Annotated in this window: 12 protein-coding genes; 5 read left to right on the forward strand and 7 right to left on the reverse strand. The window is 63.3% G+C overall.

All coding sequences use genetic code 11. From position 1 onward, the window contains the following. Positions 1-85 precede the first annotated feature (85 nt). From ASE26_RS25015 to ASE26_RS25025, 3 genes are all read left to right on the forward strand, one after another. Positions 86-2,602, forward strand: a complete 2,517-nt coding sequence (locus ASE26_RS25015; protein ID WP_055929108.1) for a M4 family metallopeptidase — start codon at positions 86-88, stop codon at positions 2,600-2,602. A 197-nt stretch (positions 2,603-2,799) separates the two neighbouring features. Next, entirely contained in the window at positions 2,800-5,313 is a 2,514-nt protein-coding gene (locus tag ASE26_RS25020; protein WP_055929105.1) for a M4 family metallopeptidase, read from the forward strand. A gap of 123 nt (positions 5,314-5,436) precedes the next feature. Further along, a complete protein-coding gene (locus tag ASE26_RS25025) occupies positions 5,437-6,663 on the forward strand; it encodes a Xaa-Pro peptidase family protein (protein WP_304438661.1) in 1,227 nt (408 codons plus the stop codon). On the opposite strand, the gene ASE26_RS25030 is transcribed toward ASE26_RS25025, so the two are convergent. Beyond that, positions 6,664-7,110, reverse strand: coding sequence for a DUF2846 domain-containing protein (locus ASE26_RS25030; RefSeq protein WP_055929101.1), 447 nt, complete (start codon positions 7,108-7,110; stop codon positions 6,664-6,666). Positions 7,111-7,227: 117 nt separating this feature from the next. Between ASE26_RS25030 and ASE26_RS25035 the strand changes: the two genes are divergently transcribed. After that, positions 7,228-7,650 (forward strand): hypothetical protein, encoded by a 423-nt coding sequence (locus tag ASE26_RS25035; protein WP_057247132.1) that lies wholly within the window; start codon positions 7,228-7,230, stop codon positions 7,648-7,650. Further along, entirely contained in the window at positions 7,625-7,909 is a 285-nt protein-coding gene (locus ASE26_RS25040) for a hypothetical protein (RefSeq protein ID WP_055929090.1), read from the forward strand. The genes ASE26_RS25035 and ASE26_RS25040 overlap by 26 nt, the downstream gene beginning before the upstream one ends. 229 nt (positions 7,910-8,138) lie before the next feature. Here ASE26_RS25040 and paaZ read toward each other — a convergent pair whose 3' ends face one another. From paaZ to paaH, 6 genes are read right to left on the reverse strand one after another with little or no spacing between them, the layout of a single operon-like run. Then, positions 8,139-10,184: a phenylacetic acid degradation bifunctional protein PaaZ gene (gene paaZ, locus ASE26_RS25045; RefSeq protein ID WP_057247133.1), complete on the reverse strand. Its 2,046-nt coding sequence runs from the start codon at positions 10,182-10,184 to the stop codon at positions 8,139-8,141. 13 nt (positions 10,185-10,197) lie between these two features. Further along, positions 10,198-10,815 carry a phenylacetic acid degradation protein PaaY gene (paaY, locus tag ASE26_RS25050; protein WP_057247134.1) on the reverse strand — a complete coding sequence of 206 codons (618 nt, stop codon included), beginning with the start codon at positions 10,813-10,815 and terminating at the stop codon, positions 10,198-10,200. A 2-nt stretch (positions 10,816-10,817) separates the two neighbouring features. Continuing rightward, positions 10,818-12,023, reverse strand: a complete 1,206-nt coding sequence (pcaF, locus tag ASE26_RS25055) for a 3-oxoadipyl-CoA thiolase (protein WP_055929082.1) — start codon at positions 12,021-12,023, stop codon at positions 10,818-10,820. Continuing rightward, positions 12,020-13,336, reverse strand: a complete 1,317-nt coding sequence (gene paaK / locus ASE26_RS25060) for a phenylacetate--CoA ligase PaaK (RefSeq protein WP_055929081.1) — start codon at positions 13,334-13,336, stop codon at positions 12,020-12,022. The genes pcaF and paaK overlap by 4 nt, the downstream gene beginning before the upstream one ends. A 17-nt stretch (positions 13,337-13,353) precedes the next feature. Further along, positions 13,354-13,800 (reverse strand): hydroxyphenylacetyl-CoA thioesterase PaaI, encoded by a 447-nt coding sequence (gene paaI / locus ASE26_RS25065; RefSeq protein ID WP_055929079.1) that lies wholly within the window; start codon positions 13,798-13,800, stop codon positions 13,354-13,356. After that, a complete protein-coding gene (gene paaH, locus ASE26_RS25070) occupies positions 13,793-15,346 on the reverse strand; it encodes a 3-hydroxyacyl-CoA dehydrogenase PaaH (RefSeq protein WP_055929077.1) in 1,554 nt (517 codons plus the stop codon). The genes paaI and paaH overlap by 8 nt, the downstream gene beginning before the upstream one ends.

Consider the following 15,346-nt stretch of genomic DNA (forward strand, 5'->3'; position numbering starts at 1 on the left):
TATTTTGCAACTTTTTTGACTTGCATAAAGAACAGGCATAACTTCCCGCTCTCCCTACCACCCCCACCGCTCACAAGGAGAGCTGATGAACCTTCGCAAAAGCCTGCTGGCTGCAGCCGTAGCCGCCTCTTTCGCCCCTGCATTTGCAGGCGTCCTGCCAGAAAACATGATGGCCGCACCGGCCCAGCCGATGGGCCTTGAAGCCAGGGCCAACCTGGCTGCACGCCTGGACGCGCGCCGCTCCGCTGCTGGCCTGGATAGCGAGCACGGCTACAAAGTGCGTGAACAGCACCCTGGTGCCGGCGGCCAGCGCATCCTGCGCGCCGACCATACCTTCCAGGGCCTGCGCGTGTTCGGTTCCGAGTCCGTCGTTGTCACCGACGAAAACGGCGATATCGTGAGCGAATCCGCTTCCGACCGCCGCAACGGCCTGGATGCACACCGCTCCGCCCGGGCGACCGGCAAAGGCGCGCCTGACACCACCGCAGCTTTCAGCGCCGACGAAGCGATCCGCGTCGCTGTTTCACGCACTGCAGGCAAAACGCACCGCGTCAAGCCGGAAGCCGAACTGCTGATCTGGCCAGTGGTCAAGACCCAGCGCACCGCCGCTGCCGCCAACAAGGCAGAAAGCGCGCTCAATGCGACCGACGTGGAAGACGTGGTCGACCACTACGAGCTGGCCTACCTGGTCAAGACCCGCATGAACAAGGACGGCCGTCCAGTGTTCCGCGACACCGTGATCAGCGCTACCACCGGCGCCGTGATCAAGCAATGGGATGCGCTGCAAACCGTGGTCGGCGTCGGCCATAGCCAGTACAACGGCGACGTACCGATCAACACCACCCTGTCCGGCTCCACCTACAAGATGCTGGACTCGACCCGCGGCGTAGGCGGCACCTTCGGCGGCATGGCGATCACCAACGCCAACCACTCGCCTGAATCGAATCCACAGGCCGGCTCGATCTACACCAACAGCAGCAATACCTGGGGCGACGGCCAGCAGTACATCAGCGGCGGCAGCACCACCAACGCCAACGGCCAGACCGCCGCAGTGAATGCGCTGTGGGGCCTGATGAACACCTACGACACGCTGAAAAACGTGATGGGCTGGTCTTCGCTGGACGGCAACAACACCGCAACCTATATCGCGGTCCACGTCGACAACAACTACGACAACGCCTTCTTCGACCCGAACTGCAAGTGCATGTACATCGGCGACGGTTCCAGCTTCAACAGCCTGGGTTCGATCGACGTGATCGGCCACGAAATGGGCCACGGCGTAACCGACGCCACGTCCAACCTGACCTACTCCGGCGAATCCGGCGGCCTGAATGAGTCGAACTCCGACATCACCGGCGAAATGGTGGAAGCCTATGCCCGCAATGGCGGTACCGGCACCACCATCCCGACCGGCAACGACTGGATGATGGGCAAGGAGATTGCCAAAAACGGCCAGCCGCTGCGCTGGATGTGGAAGCCATCCAAGGACGGCTCGTCGAAGGACGCCTGGAGCAGCACCCTGGGCAACCTGAACGTGCACTTCTCCTCGGGCCCGAACAACCGCATGTTCTACTTCCTGGCCAACGGCTCCAACTCCTCGTCCTCGAGCGAGATGTACAGCTCTTACCTGAACAAGCAGCCATTGGCGATGACCGGTATCGGCAGCGACAAGGCGTTCCGCATCTGGTTCAAGGCCAACACCACCAAGTTCACCGCATCGACCAATTACGCCGATGCACGCACCAAGGTGATCCAGTCGGCTGAAGAACTGTACGGCGTAGGCAGCAAGGAATCGATCGCCGTCAAGCGCGCATACGCAGCAATCAACGTAGGCACCGACGTCGACGAAACCGGCGCCGGCACCGGCGTGTCGATCAGCACCCAGCCGAACAACATCACCGTGGCAGCAGGCGGCACCGCCAGCTTCACCGTGGGCGCGAGCGGCGGCACTTCGCCTTACAGCTACAAGTGGTACCGCAACGGCACCCAGATCTCGGGCGCCTCCTCGGCCACCTACTCGTTCACCGCGCAGGCTGCCGACAACGGCGCCGTGTTCAAGGCCGAGGTCACCGATTCGTCGTCGCCGGTGAAGACCGCGACCTCGAACAACGCGACCCTGACCGTGGGCACCACCCAGCAATCCGAGCTGGTCGTCAACGGCGGCTTCGAGTCCGGCACTACGCCATGGGCCGGCAGCACCGGCGTGATCGGCAACTACAGCGGCCAGTCGGCATACGAAGGTACCCGCTTCGCATGGCTCGGCGGTAACGGCGCCACCGCGACCGAAACCCTGTACCAGTCCGTGGCCATCCCATCGACCGCAACGTCGGCGAACTTCTCGTTCGCGCTGCATATCGACACCGCGGAATCGGGCAGCACCGCGTACGACAAGCTGGTGGTGACTGTGAAGAACAGCGCCGGCACCACCCTGGGCACCCTGGCAACCTACAGCAACGCGAACGCCGCCAGCGGCTACCAGGTGCGCAGCTTCAACCTGCTGCCGTACAAAGGCCAGACCGTGCGCCTGCACTTCAACATGACCGAAGACTCGTCGCTGCAGACTTCGTTCGTGGTGGATAAGGTCAGCCTGCAAGTCCAGTAATACACGGTCAAAGCAAGCAAAACGGGGTGGCGCCGAGGGGGGCCGCCCCGTTTCATTTGGTGACTATGGAACTGTAATCTATTGTCTAAAAATATACAAAATCTGTAAAACTGACTCATTTCATAAGTTTTTTGACTTGCACAAAAAACAGGCATAACGTCGTCTCTCCCACCAACCCAAGTTCCCTAGGAGAGTCGATGAAACTTCGCAAAAGCCTGTTGGCCGCAGCCGTAGCCGCCTCGTTCGCCCCTGCATTTGCAGGCGTCCTGCCTGATACCTTGATGGCCTCTCCCGCTCAGCCGATGAGCGTCGAAGCAAAGGCGAACCTGGTATCGCGCCTGGATTCGCTGCGCGCCGCGGCCGGCCTCGATAGCGAGCATGGATATAAGCTGCGCGAACAGCACCCGGGCGTCAACGGCCAGCGCATCCTGCGCGCCGACCATACCTTCCAGGGCCTGCGCGTATTCGGTTCCGAGTCCGTCGTTGTCACCGATGAAAACGGCAATATCGTCAGCGAGTCGGCTTCCGACCGCCGCGATGGACTGGACGCTTCACGCGCCGCCAAGGCCGCCGGCAAGGGCGCTCCCGACACCACCGCGGCCTTCAGCGCCGACGAAGCGATCCGCGTCGCTGTCTCGCGCACCCCTGGCAACCAGCATCGCATCAAGCCGGAAGCCGAGCTGCTGATCTGGCCTGTGGTGAAGACCCAGCGCACCGCAGCCGCCGCCAATAAAACCGAAAGTGCGCTGAATGCGACCGACGTGGAAGAAGTAGTCGACCACTACGAGTTGGCCTACCTGGTCAAGACCCGCATGAACAAGGACGGCCGTCCGGTCTTCCGCGACACCGTGATCAGCGCCAAGACCGGCGCCGTGATCAAGCAATGGAACGCCCTGCAGACCGTGGTCGGCGTCGGCCATAGCCAGTACAACGGCGACGTGCCGATCAACACCACCCTGTCCGGCTCCACCTACAAGATGCTGGATTCGTCGCGCGGCACCGGCGGCACCTATGGCGGCATGGCCATCACCAATGCCAACCACTCGTCGGCCAACAACCCGAGCCCGGGCGCGATCTACACCAACACCACCAACACCTGGGGCGACGGCCAGCAATACAACGGCGGCAGCACCACCAACGCCAACGGCCAGACCGCCGCAGTGAATGCGCTGTGGGGCCTGATGAACACTTACGACACGCTGAAAAACGTGATGGGCTGGTCTTCGCTGGACGGCAACAACACCGCGACCTATATCGCGGTCCACGTCGACAACAACTACGACAACGCCTTCTTCGACCCGAGCTGCAAGTGCATGTACATCGGCGACGGCTCCAGCTTCTACAGCCTGGGTTCGATCGACGTGATCGGCCACGAAATGGGCCACGGAGTAACCGACGCCACGTCCAACCTGACCTACTCCGGCGAATCCGGCGGCCTGAATGAGTCGAACTCCGACATCACCGGTGAAATGGTGGAAGCCTATGCCCGCAATGGCGGTACCGGCACCACCATCCCGACCGGCAACGACTGGATGATGGGCAAGGAGATCGCCAAAAACGGCCAGCCTCTGCGCTGGATGTGGAAGCCGTCCAAGGACGGCGCATCGCGCGATGCCTGGAGCAGCACCCTGGGCAATATCGACGTGCACTACTCCTCGGGGCCGAACAACCGCATGTTCTACTTCCTGGCCAACGGCTCCAACTCCTCGTCCTCGAGCGAGATGTACAGCTCTTACTTGAACAAGCAGCCGCTGGCGATGAGCGGTATCGGCAGCGACAAGGCGTTCCGCATCTGGTTCAAGGCTAACACCACCAAGTTCACCGCCTCCACCAACTACGCCAACGCACGCCTGAAGATGATCGAGTCGGCGGAACAGCTGTACGGCGTGGGCAGCGTTGAATCGACTGCCGTCAAGCGCGCTTACGCGGCGATCAACGTCGGCACCGACGTGGACGAAGCCAACCCGAACACGGTAACCATCACCACGCAGCCGAACAACGTCACGGTAGCTCCCGGCGGCACCGCTACCTTCTCCGTTGGCGCCACCGGCGGCACCGCGCCTTACAGCTACGCCTGGTACCGCAACGGCACCCAGATTTCGGGCGCCTCATCGGCTACCTACTCGTTCACCGCGCAGACTGCGGACAACGGTGCCGTGTTCAAGGCCATCGTCAGCGACTCTTCGTCGCCGGCGAAGACCGCCACCTCGAACAACGCCACCCTGACCGTAGGCACGATCCCTCCGCAAAGCGAGCTGATCGTCAACGGCGGCTTCGAGTCCGGCACTACGCCATGGGCTGGCACCACCGGCGTGATCGGCAACTACAGCGGCCAGACGGCGTACGAAGGTTCGCGCTTCGCATGGCTGGGCGGTAACGGCAGCACTGCTACCGAATCGCTGTACCAGACCGTCACCATCCCATCGACTGCAACGGCGGCCACGCTGTCGTTCGCACTGCATATCGATACTGCCGAAACCGGCAGCACCGTGTATGACAAGATGGTCGTGACCGTGAAGAACAGCTCCGGCACCACCCTGGGCACCCTGGCGACCTACAACAACACCATGCCTGCCAGCGGCTACCAGGTGCGCAGCTTCAACCTGCTGCCGTACAAGGGCCAGACCGTGCGCATCCACTTCAACATGACGGAAGACTACTCGCTGCAGACTTCCTTCGTTGTTGACAAGGTAAGCCTGCAAGTCCAATAAGCTGCACCATCCTGGCCGGTATGCGGCTATCGTCATCCCCGGATACGATAGCTGCATAGCCGGCTTTTTTGCGTCCTGGCGATGCTATGATGTTCCCCTTGTTTTTAAGGAGGCAGCATGGGCATTGGCATTGGCGGCAAGACAATCGAAGAGGCATTGGCATCCCTGTCGGACATGACTGCGGGCGCAACGCCGATCGGCAAGGATGAGCACCTGGCACGCATCGAAAAGGCACAAGTCTTCATGCGCCAACAAGGCATCGCGGCCATCTACATCAATGCCGGCTCCAGCCTGCTCTACTTCACCGGCACCAAGTGGTACCCGAGCGAACGCATGGTCGGCGCCATCCTGCCCGCCAGCGGCGCGGTGGAATACATCGCCCCTGCTTTCGAAGAAAACACACTGCAGGACTTCATGCTGGTGGAAGGTACGGTCAACTGCTGGCACGAGCACGAAAGTCCCTCCGCCCTGTTCATCGCGGTCCTGAAAAAGATGGGCATTGTGCCGAATGCCGCACAGCCGCCGCGCATCGGCATCGACGAAAGCGCCGCCTTCTTCATCTACGATGGCATACGCCCGCTGGCCGAAGGCTATGCGCTGGAAAATGCACGAGCGGTCACGGCCCACTGCCGTACGCGCAAGTCGAAGACGGAAATCGCCCTGATGCAGCGCGCCAAGGACATGACCCTGGCCGTGCACGTCGCCACCGCCAGCATCCTGCGCGAGGGCATCACCACCACCGAGGTGGCGGAGTTCATCGACAAGGCGCATCGCAAGGTCGGTGCGCCGGCCGGCTCCTATTTCGTGATCGTGCTGTTCGGCGTGGCCAGCTCCTTCCCGCACGGCGTGTCGTACGTGCAGACGCTGAAGCAAGGCGACACGGTGCTGATCGACACCGGCTGCAAACTCCACAACTACATTTCCGACATTACCCGCACGTACGTGTACGGCGCAGCGAGCGAGCGCCAGCGCGCGGTATGGAATGCGGAGAAGGCGGCGCAACTGGCCGCGTTCGAAGCTGCCCAACTGGGCGTGCCGTGCGAAGAAGTGGACCAGGCCGCGCGCCGTTCACTGCAGGCGGCCGGCTTCGGCCCTGAATACAAACTGCCGGGCCTGCCGCACCGCACCGGCCACGGCATCGGCCTGGACATCCACGAATGGCCATACCTGGTGGGCGGCGACAAGACCCCGCTGGACGTCGGCATGACGTTCTCGAACGAGCCGATGATCGTGGTGCCTGGCGAATTCGGCGTGCGCCACGAAGACCACTTCTACATGGCGGATGATGGCCCGCGCTGGTTCACCAAGCCGTCCCACTCCATCGACGATCCGTTCGGCTTGCAAGCCTGATCAGTTGGCCTTGGGCGCGCCGGTGAAGTTCAGGGAAGGCAGTTCCCTGCGGGCTTCTTCGGCGCCTACCAATTCCAGCACCACGCGGCCGACTTTCTCTTCAAACTGCGCCTTGGTGCGTACGTATTTGGTTTCCCCTGGCTCAAGAACGAAATTGAGCTTCCTGGTGACACGGGTGGTGGCTGACGCTTCGTGCTTGCCGGCAGCGGCATCAACAAAGAAATAGCCGCCTGGAAGCGAATCCCCTGCCACCATCCCGTCCAGCATGACCGGAGCGGCCATGCCGCCCCCGGTGAAGGCGTCAACGCGGTAGAAATACACGCGGCCCTGGCCGGCCGACAGCTTCGGCATGACGGCTTCCTGCTGCGCGAACCTGGTGCCGGATACCGCCGTGCAGCCGGTAAGCAGGGCCATGGCGGCAATCCCCGCCAGCGATACACATTTCATGACTAACCTTATGATGTTAAGAGCAGAGCAGCCCGCAGTGTAGCGAATCCTTGCCCGCTTGTGGCACTTCACCGTCGTTTCATTCTGAGCGCATTCAGGCCCGCTACAGTGCAGGCCATGAACATCCCTACCTCCATGCAGCGCGTCATGTACGCCCACCTTCTTGCGGTCAGCTGCGCCGCTGTGACCTTCGTCTTCGGCAATGAGCTGTGGGACTTCGTCGTGAACGGCGACAAAACCTTCCGCTTCCCGCTTGCCACCGTGGTACTGGCATGGGTCATGGCTTTCGCGGCCTCGGTCCTGCCCTATGCCGGCGCCATGACCCTGGCTGTGCGCCGCAACATTCGCAGCCCCAGCTTCTTCATTGGCGGTGCGATCCTTACGGCCATGGCATTCCTGCCTTTGCTGGCGTGCGCCTACTCCCCGCGCCACCTGGTGCGGCTGGCCCCCATGCTTTTCCTTGCCGGGCTGGCAGCGGGTAGCTCTTGCTGGCTTGTGCTAAAGTCGGCGCATTATGAAGATACTGTTCCTGCTATTTAGCGCGCTGCTGGTCGCGGCGCTGGTGACGGACCGGCTGCGGCAGTGGCGCGGCGGGAGACGGAATGAACGCGGCGCCTGTGCGCTGTGCGCCGCTGAAATCAATTGGAATACCTACGAGGAGCTGCCGCTGGCAAGCGGCGGCGGTGCGAAGATGCGGGTTTGCCAGCGCTGCCATGCGCGCCACTACAAATTGAAGTGGTCCGCCGTGGCATTGATCGTTATGGCCTTTGCCGGCGTCGTCTACATAATGGCGATGTAGCGGCGTTTCGCAGCCACTTCATACTCGCAGCACATTCGCCCGCTACAGTGCGGGACATGAAAAACACCATCACCTTCCGCCGCGCTTGTGCAGCATATCTTGCCGCCGTCACGGCCTCCGCCGCCTGCGGCGATGAGCCCGCGCCACTGGAGATGTTTTTTGAACTTGCCCTTCACCTCGCAGCAAGCGGGGCCGCCGGCGGCGCCGCTTGCTGGTACGTGCTGCAGCGTCAGGCGCGCTTGGACACCAGGGTGAGGATGTCGTAGCTGGCCACCAGTTCATCGTTCTGGTTGGTCACCTGCACGTCCCACGCCACCACGCCCTGGCCGCGGCCTTTGTCGTCGGTGCGGTTGCGGTCGACCTTGCGCTTGCAGGTCAGGCGGGCGCGGATGGTGTCGCCGATTGCCACCGGGGTGATGAAGCGCAGGTTGTCCAGCCCGTAGTTGGCCAGCACGGGTCCCGGCGCCGGCGACACGAACAGGCCGGCCGCCGCCGACAGCACGAAGTAGCCGTGGGCGATGCGCTTGCCGAACTGGGTATCCCTGGCCGCGATCTCGTCGAAATGCATGTAGAAGTAGTCGCCCGAAATGCCGCCGAAGTTGACGATGTCAGCCTCGCTCACGGTGCGGCGATGGGTCAGCAGCGAATCGCAGATTTCCAGGTCTTCAAAGCACTTGCGGAACGGATGGATATCGCCTTCCCTGACTGCGCCGCCGCGCACGTACTCGCCGGTGATGGCAGTCAGCATGGTCGGCGAGCCCTGCACAGCAGCGCGCTGCAGGAAGTGGCGCACTGCGCGGATGCCGCCCAGTTCTTCACCGCCGCCGGCACGGCCAGGACCGCCGTGTTTCAGCTGCGGCAGCGGCGAGCCGTGTCCGGTGGAATCGACAGCGGATTCACGGTCCAGCACATGCACGCGGCCGTGCGATGCGGCAGCAATCGGCACCGCGTAAGCAGCGATAGCAGGGTCCTTGGTAATCAGCGAAGACACCAGGGAACCTTTGCCGCGCGCCGCCAGTTCCAGCGCTTCATCGATGGATTCGTAGGTCATCATGGTGCTGACCGGGCCGAAGGCTTCCACCTCATGTACCGCGTCGTTGCTTAGGGCGTTGCGGCACAACAGCAGGGTTGGCGGGAAGAAGGCCCCATTCTCGACTCCCTCGCCGACCAGCTTCAGCGCGCCAGCACCGCCGAACAGGATCTCATTGCCCTTCGCCAGTTGCGTCACGCGCTCAGCGACGTCGCGCTGCTGGTCTTTCGAAGCCAATGCGCCCATGCGCACGCCTTCCACCGACGGATCTCCCACCACGACTTTGGCCAGGCGCTCGCGCAGCTTCTCCGCCACCGCGTCCGCATGCTGGCGCGGCACGATGATACGGCGTACTGCGGTACATTTCTGGCCCGCCTTGGTGGTCATTTCACGCTGTACTTCCTTCACGAACAGGTCGAACTCCGGATCGTCCGGCGTGACGTCCGGCGCCAGGATGGCGCAGTTCAGCGAATCGGCTTCGGCGGTGAACGGCACCGAATTGGCAATCAGGTTGCGGTTGGAGCGCAGCTTGGCAGCCGTATCGGCGGAACCGGTGAAGGTGACTGCGTCCGCGCCGCCCAGGCGGTCCAGCAGGTCGCCGGTGCTGCCGATCACCAGTTGCAGCGAGCCTTCCGGCAGCAGGCCGGAATCGTTGATCATGCGGATCAGGGCTTCGGTCAGATAGGAAGTCGCGCTGGCAGGCTTGCCGATGCACGGCATGGCCGCCAGGAAGGATGGCGCGAACTTTTCCAGCAAGCCCCAGATCGGGAAGTTGAAAGCGTTGATGTGCACGGCAATGCCGCCGCGCGGCACCAGGATGTGGGTGCCGGAGAAGCCGCCGCGCTTGCCCAGCGCCATGGCCGGGCCTTCGTGCAGCACGTTCGACGACGGCAGCTCGCGGCTGCCCATGCTGGCATAGGCGAACAGGGTGCCGATGCCGCCTTCCACGTCGACCCAGCTATCCGGGCGGGTGGCGCCGGTCAGGTGCGAGATCGCGTACAGTTCCTCCTTGCGCTCCATCAGGTACATCGCCAGGGCTTTCAGGCGCTGGGCGCGGGTCTGGAAGTCCAGCTTCATCAGGGCCGGGATACCGGTCTTGCGGCCGTAATGTACGGCTTCGGCGAAATCCAGCTGTTCGGCGTGGGTGTGGTAGATGACGCGGTTGTCCAGGGCGCTGTGCAGCGCGGTTGCCGCTTCCTTGCCTTGCCAGCGGCCGCCGATGAAGCTTTGCAGGGTGTGTACCATTTGTAGTCTCCGATTACTGTTTATTGTCGAATGCTTGCTTGTGCAGGTGCATTGGCAGCGAAGTGTCCCATTGCATGCGCTGGCGGCCAGGCGCCGCCTCGGTGTGGGGCTGGCACTCCACCATCGTCTGCATCGAGCGCACGGCCAGCTCGTGGTACTGGCCGGTGCCCAGCGTCTTCCACGCGATCTCGCTGTCGCTGACCTGGCGCAGGATCCGGGCCGGTGCGCCGACTACCAGGCTGCGTGGCGGGATATCCATGCCTGCCTTGACGAAGGCCGCGGCGCCCACAATGCTCTCGGCGCCGACCACTGCGTTATCCATCACCACCGCGTTCATGCCCACCAGTGCATTGCGGCCGATGCGGCAACCATGCAGCACGGCGCCGTGGCCGATATGGCCATCCTGCTCGACCACCGTGTCGCCGCCCGGGAAGCCGTGCATCACGCAGGTGTCCTGCACATTGGCGCCCTCTTCCAGGATCAGGCGCCCAAAGTCGCCGCGCAGCGACGCCAGCGGCGCTACATAGCAGCGCGGACCGACGATCACGTCGCCGATCAGCACCGCGGTCGGGTGCACGTAGGCCGTCGGATGCACAACCGGCCGCACGCCATTGATTTCGTAGCAAGGCATGGTCAGACCCGCTCGATCACCAGCGCGATGCCCTGGCCGACGCCGATGCACATGGTGCACAGTGCGTAGCGGCCGCCGGTGCGCTCCAGCTGGTTCAACGCCGTGGTCACCAGGCGTGCGCCCGACGCGCCCAGCGGGTGGCCGATGGCAATGGCGCCGCCATTCGGGTTGACGCGGGCATCGTCGTCTTTCAGTCCCAGGTCGCGCGTCACGGCCAGGCCCTGCGCGGCAAAGGCTTCATTCAACTCAATCACATCCATCTGCTCGATGGTCATGCCCAGTTGCGCCAGCAGCTTCTTGCTGGCCGGCGATGGGCCGAAACCCATGATGCGCGGCGCCAGGCCGGCAGTCGCCATGCCAAGCACCTTGGCACGCGGCTTCAAGCCGAACTTGTCGACTGCCGCGGCCGACGCCAGCAACAGCGCGCAGGCGCCGTCGTTGACGCCGGAGGCGTTGCCGGCGGTGACCGTGCCGTCCGGCTTGACCACGCCCTTCAGCTTGGCCAGTGCCTCGATGGTGGTGTCGGGACGCGGGTGTTCGTCAGTGTCGATGACTTTTGGATCGCCTTTCTTTTGCGGAATGGTGACCGGCACGATCTCGCCTTTGAAGAAACCTGCCGCGTGGGCGGCTGCCCAGCGCTGCTGGCTGCGGATGGCGAAAGCATCCTGGTCGGCGCGTGCAACCGCCCATTGCTCGGCCACGTTCTCCGCCGTCTCCGGCATGGAGTCGATGCCATACTGCGCCTTCATCAGCGGATTGACGAAGCGCCAGCCGATGGTGGTGTCCTCGATTTTTGCACTGCGCGAGAAGGCGCTATCGGCCTTGCCCATCACGAAGGGCGCGCGGGTCATGCTCTCGACGCCAGCGGCGATCAACAGCTGTGCTTCGCCTGACTTGATGGCGCGCGCCGCGATGCCCACGGCATCCAGCGAAGAGCCGCACAGGCGGTTGATGGTATTACCGGGCACTTCCACCGGCAAACCCGCCAGCAGGCCAGCCATGCGGCCCACATTGCGATTGTCTTCGCCGGCGCCGTTGGCGCAGCCGCAGTACACGTCGTCCACCTGCTTCCAGTCGACGGAAGGGTTGCGCGCCATCAGGGCAGCGATCGGAATTGCAGCCAGGTCGTCGGCGCGTACGCCAGCCAGCGCGCCGCCGTAGCGGCCGAATGGTGTGCGAACGGCGTCGCAGATGAATGCTTCGGTCATTGTTGTTCCTTAGGTCGTTTATCGATTACTCGTTTGGCCTTGCCGGTCGCGGTGCGCTCGATGCCGCCCACGCCTACCAGTGTAACGGTCGTACTCACGCCGACATTGGTCTTGATACGTTGCTCCAGTTCGCGCGCCACGTCGCCGGCATCGGCGCGGGCCAGCCCGGCGCGCAGCTCCACCAGCACTTCCAGCTTGTCGAGGTGGCCGTCGCGGGTCACGACGAGCTGGTATTGCGGCTCGAGCTTGGGCAGCTTGCAGATCTGTTCTTCGATCTGGGTCGGGAAGACGTTCACGCCGCGGATGATCAGCATGTCGTCCGAACGGCCGGTGATCTTGCCGATACGGCGCATGGAGCGCGAAGTCGGCGGCAGCAGGCGGGTAAGGTCGCGCGTGCGGTAGCGGACTACCGGCATGGCTTCCTTGCTCAGGGAAGTGAATACCAGTTCGCCCTCCTCGCCGTCCGGCAGCACTTCGCCGGTTTCCGGGTCGATGATCTCGGGATAGAAATGGTCTTCCCATATCACCGGGCCGTCTTTCGATTCGATGCATTCGCTGGCCACGCCCGGCCCGATCACTTCCGACAGCCCGTAAATGTCCACCGCGTCGATGCCGGCACGGCGTTCGATCTCGCCGCGCATGGCGTTGGTCCACGGCTCGGCGCCGAAGATGCCGACCCGCAGCGAGGATTCGGCGCAATCGAGTCCCTGGCGCTGGTATTCCTCGACGATATTCAGCATGTAGGACGGCGTCACCATGATGATCGATGGCTTGAAGTCCTGGATCAGCTGCACCTGCTTTTCAGTCTGGCCGCCGGACATCGGGATCACCGTGCAGCCGAGGCGTTCGGCGCCGTAGTGCGCCCCCAGGCCGCCGGTAAACAGGCCATAGCCGTAGGAGATGTGCACCATATCGCCGGCGCGGCCGCCGGCGGCGCGGATGGACCGCGCCACGACGTCGGCCCACATGTCGACATCGCGCTGGGTGTAGCCAACCACGGTCGGCCTGCCGGTAGTGCCGCTGGACGCATGCACCCGCACGACTTTTTCGCGCGGCACGGCAAACAGGCCGAAGGGATAGTTGTCGCGCAGGACCTTCTTGTCCGTGAACGGGAACCTGGCCAGGTCGGACAGCGACTTCAGGTCGTTCGGATGCACACCCTTCTCGTCAAAGGCCTTGCGGTAGTGCGGCACGTTTTCATAAGCGTGCATCAGCGACCATTTCAGGCGTTCCAGCTGGAGCGACTGCAATTCATCACGGCTGGCGCGCTCGATCGGCTCCAGGTCGGAAGGGGCGGGAATGCGTTGGACCACGGTGCTACCTCCATCAACTAGCTACGGGTTGGAACCACCTCTCCGGACACGCGGTGAGATTTTCCGCGGAAGGTGGCGATCATCTTGCCCTCCTGGTTGCAGACGGTGACATCGTAGATGCCGGTCTTGCCCACCAGCGTGCGCTCAACCGCCTCCGCCGTGAGCAAGTCATCCATCCGCCCCGGGGCGAGGTAGTCGATCGTGCAGCCCGCGCCAACCGTCGTGTGGTTATGGCTGTTGCACGCGAATGCGAAAGCACTATCGGCCAACGCAAAGATAAAACCGCCATGGCAAGTCTGGTGCCCGTTCAGCATATCGCTCCGCACCGGCATGGTCATGCGCGCATATCCGGGGCGGATTTCTACCAACTTCATACCCAGGGCCTGGCTGGCGGCGTCGCGCGCGAACATTGCCGCGCCGGCCGCTTCGGCCAGGGCCTGCGGGTGCATCTTGGGGTTATGCATGGATCCTGGCTCCGCTTTGCTCACGGCGGCGCAACAGCGGCGACACGCGGTAGCGGTCTTCGCCGTAGCTGCTTGCCAGGTTCTCCAGCACTGTCACAATATGCTTGACGCCCACCATGTCCGCCCAGGCCAGCGGGCCGCGCGGATAGTTGACACCCTTTTGCATCGCCACGTCGGCCGCCTGTGCACTGCACACGCCCTGGTTGACAGCGTCGGCGGCTTCGTTGGCCAGCATGGCGACCGTACGCATCACGGCCAGCCCCGGCACATCGTCCAGGCGGGTAACGGTGAAGCCGGCGGCCTGGAACATGCCGATGGCAGAATCCATGGCGCGCGGGTTGCATTGGTCGCTGCAAGCGATGGCGATGCGCGGCGACGCATTGAAGTCGAACACCAGGTCATACACCACCATGTCATCGTGCTTGTCGTCGCGTGCGCGCCGGGTGGCGGAGCGCCCATCGGTCAGGTAGATGGCGGCGCCGTTACAGTGGAAGGCCGGTGCTTCCGACGAACGGTGGCCTTCAGCGGAATTGCGCTTGGTTACGCTGATGCCGCGCGCCTTCAGGCGTTCGATCAGCATCGTCGCGATGGCGGTATGATCGCCCGGCTCGAAACTGTAGCCGATGTATTCGGGCAGCGGCTGCGGCGCTTCAGAGCACGGCTGCGGTGCGACCGCGCCTTCGCCGTAGTCGTAAAAGCCGCGACCGGATTTACGGCCGAGGAAGCCGGCATTCACCATCTCCAGCTGCATCACGGACGGGGTAAAGCGCGGATCATTGTAATAGGCACGGAAGACGGATTCGGTGACGGAGTAATTCACGTCGTGGCCGATCAGGTCCATCAGTTCGAATGGCCCCATGCGGAAACCGCCGCCCTCGCGCATTACGGCGTCGATCGTAGCGGCATCGGAGGCCTGCTCGTTCAGCAGGCGCCAGCCTTCAGCATAGTAAGGGCGCGCCACGCGGTTGACGATAAAGCCGGGCGTGGACTTGGCATGCACCGGGTTCTTGCCCCAAGCGATAGAAGTGTCATATACAGTCCCGGCGACAGCGGCATCGGTCGCCAGGCCGCTGATCACCTCCACCAGCGCCATCAGCGGCACGGGGTTGAAGAAGTGCATGCCGACCAGGCGCTGCGGCTTGCGCAGTTTGGCGGCAATGGCGGTAACGGAGATCGAGGAGGTATTGGTGGCGAGGATGGCGTCGTCGCCGACGATGGCTTCCAGCTCAGCGAACAGGCTGCGCTTGACGTCCAGGTTTTCAACGATGGCTTCGACTACCAGCCTGGCGTCGGCCACTTCGGCCAAGCCGGCAACGCCATGCAGGCGGCTGCGGGCGGCATCTGCATCGGCGCCGGACATCCTGCCTTTTTCAACCAGCTTGCCGTACACCTTGCCGATATCGGCAATCGCCTTGTCGACCGCTTCCGCACGGGTATCGAACAGCTTGACCGTATAGCCGGAAGCCGCAGCGACCTGCGCGATGCCGGAACCCATTGCCCCGCTGCCGATCACGGCAACAACACTGCCTTTCGCCAGAGCCGCCAT

Origin of the sequence: Duganella sp. Root198D2 (assembly GCF_001428585.1) — a bacterium.
In the GTDB taxonomy this organism is placed as follows: domain Bacteria; phylum Pseudomonadota; class Gammaproteobacteria; order Burkholderiales; family Burkholderiaceae_D; genus Rugamonas.

Bases quoted from the DNA above. Each gene is read 5' to 3' on its own strand.
- ASE26_RS25030 (WP_055929101.1), bottom strand. From the start codon at position 7,110: ATGAAATGTGTATCGCTGGCGGGGATTGCCGCCATGGCCCTGCTTACC.
- pcaF (WP_055929082.1), bottom strand. From the start codon at position 12,023: ATGACCGAAGCATTCATCTGCGACGCCGTTCGCACACCATTCGGCCGC.
- paaZ (WP_057247133.1), bottom strand. From the start codon at position 10,184: ATGGTACACACCCTGCAAAGCTTCATCGGCGGCCGCTGGCAAGGCAAG.
- paaH (WP_055929077.1), bottom strand. From the start codon at position 15,346: ATGGCGGCTCTGGCGAAAGGCAGTGTTGTTGCCGTGATCGGCAGCGGG.
- ASE26_RS25040 (WP_055929090.1), top strand. From the start codon at position 7,625: ATGAAGATACTGTTCCTGCTATTTAGCGCGCTGCTGGTCGCGGCGCTG.
- paaI (WP_055929079.1), bottom strand. From the start codon at position 13,800: ATGCATAACCCCAAGATGCACCCGCAGGCCCTGGCCGAAGCGGCCGGC.
- ASE26_RS25020 (WP_055929105.1), top strand. From the start codon at position 2,800: ATGAAACTTCGCAAAAGCCTGTTGGCCGCAGCCGTAGCCGCCTCGTTC.
- paaY (WP_057247134.1), bottom strand. From the start codon at position 10,815: ATGCCTTGCTACGAAATCAATGGCGTGCGGCCGGTTGTGCATCCGACG.
- ASE26_RS25015 (WP_055929108.1), top strand. From the start codon at position 86: ATGAACCTTCGCAAAAGCCTGCTGGCTGCAGCCGTAGCCGCCTCTTTC.
- ASE26_RS25035 (WP_057247132.1), top strand. From the start codon at position 7,228: ATGAACATCCCTACCTCCATGCAGCGCGTCATGTACGCCCACCTTCTT.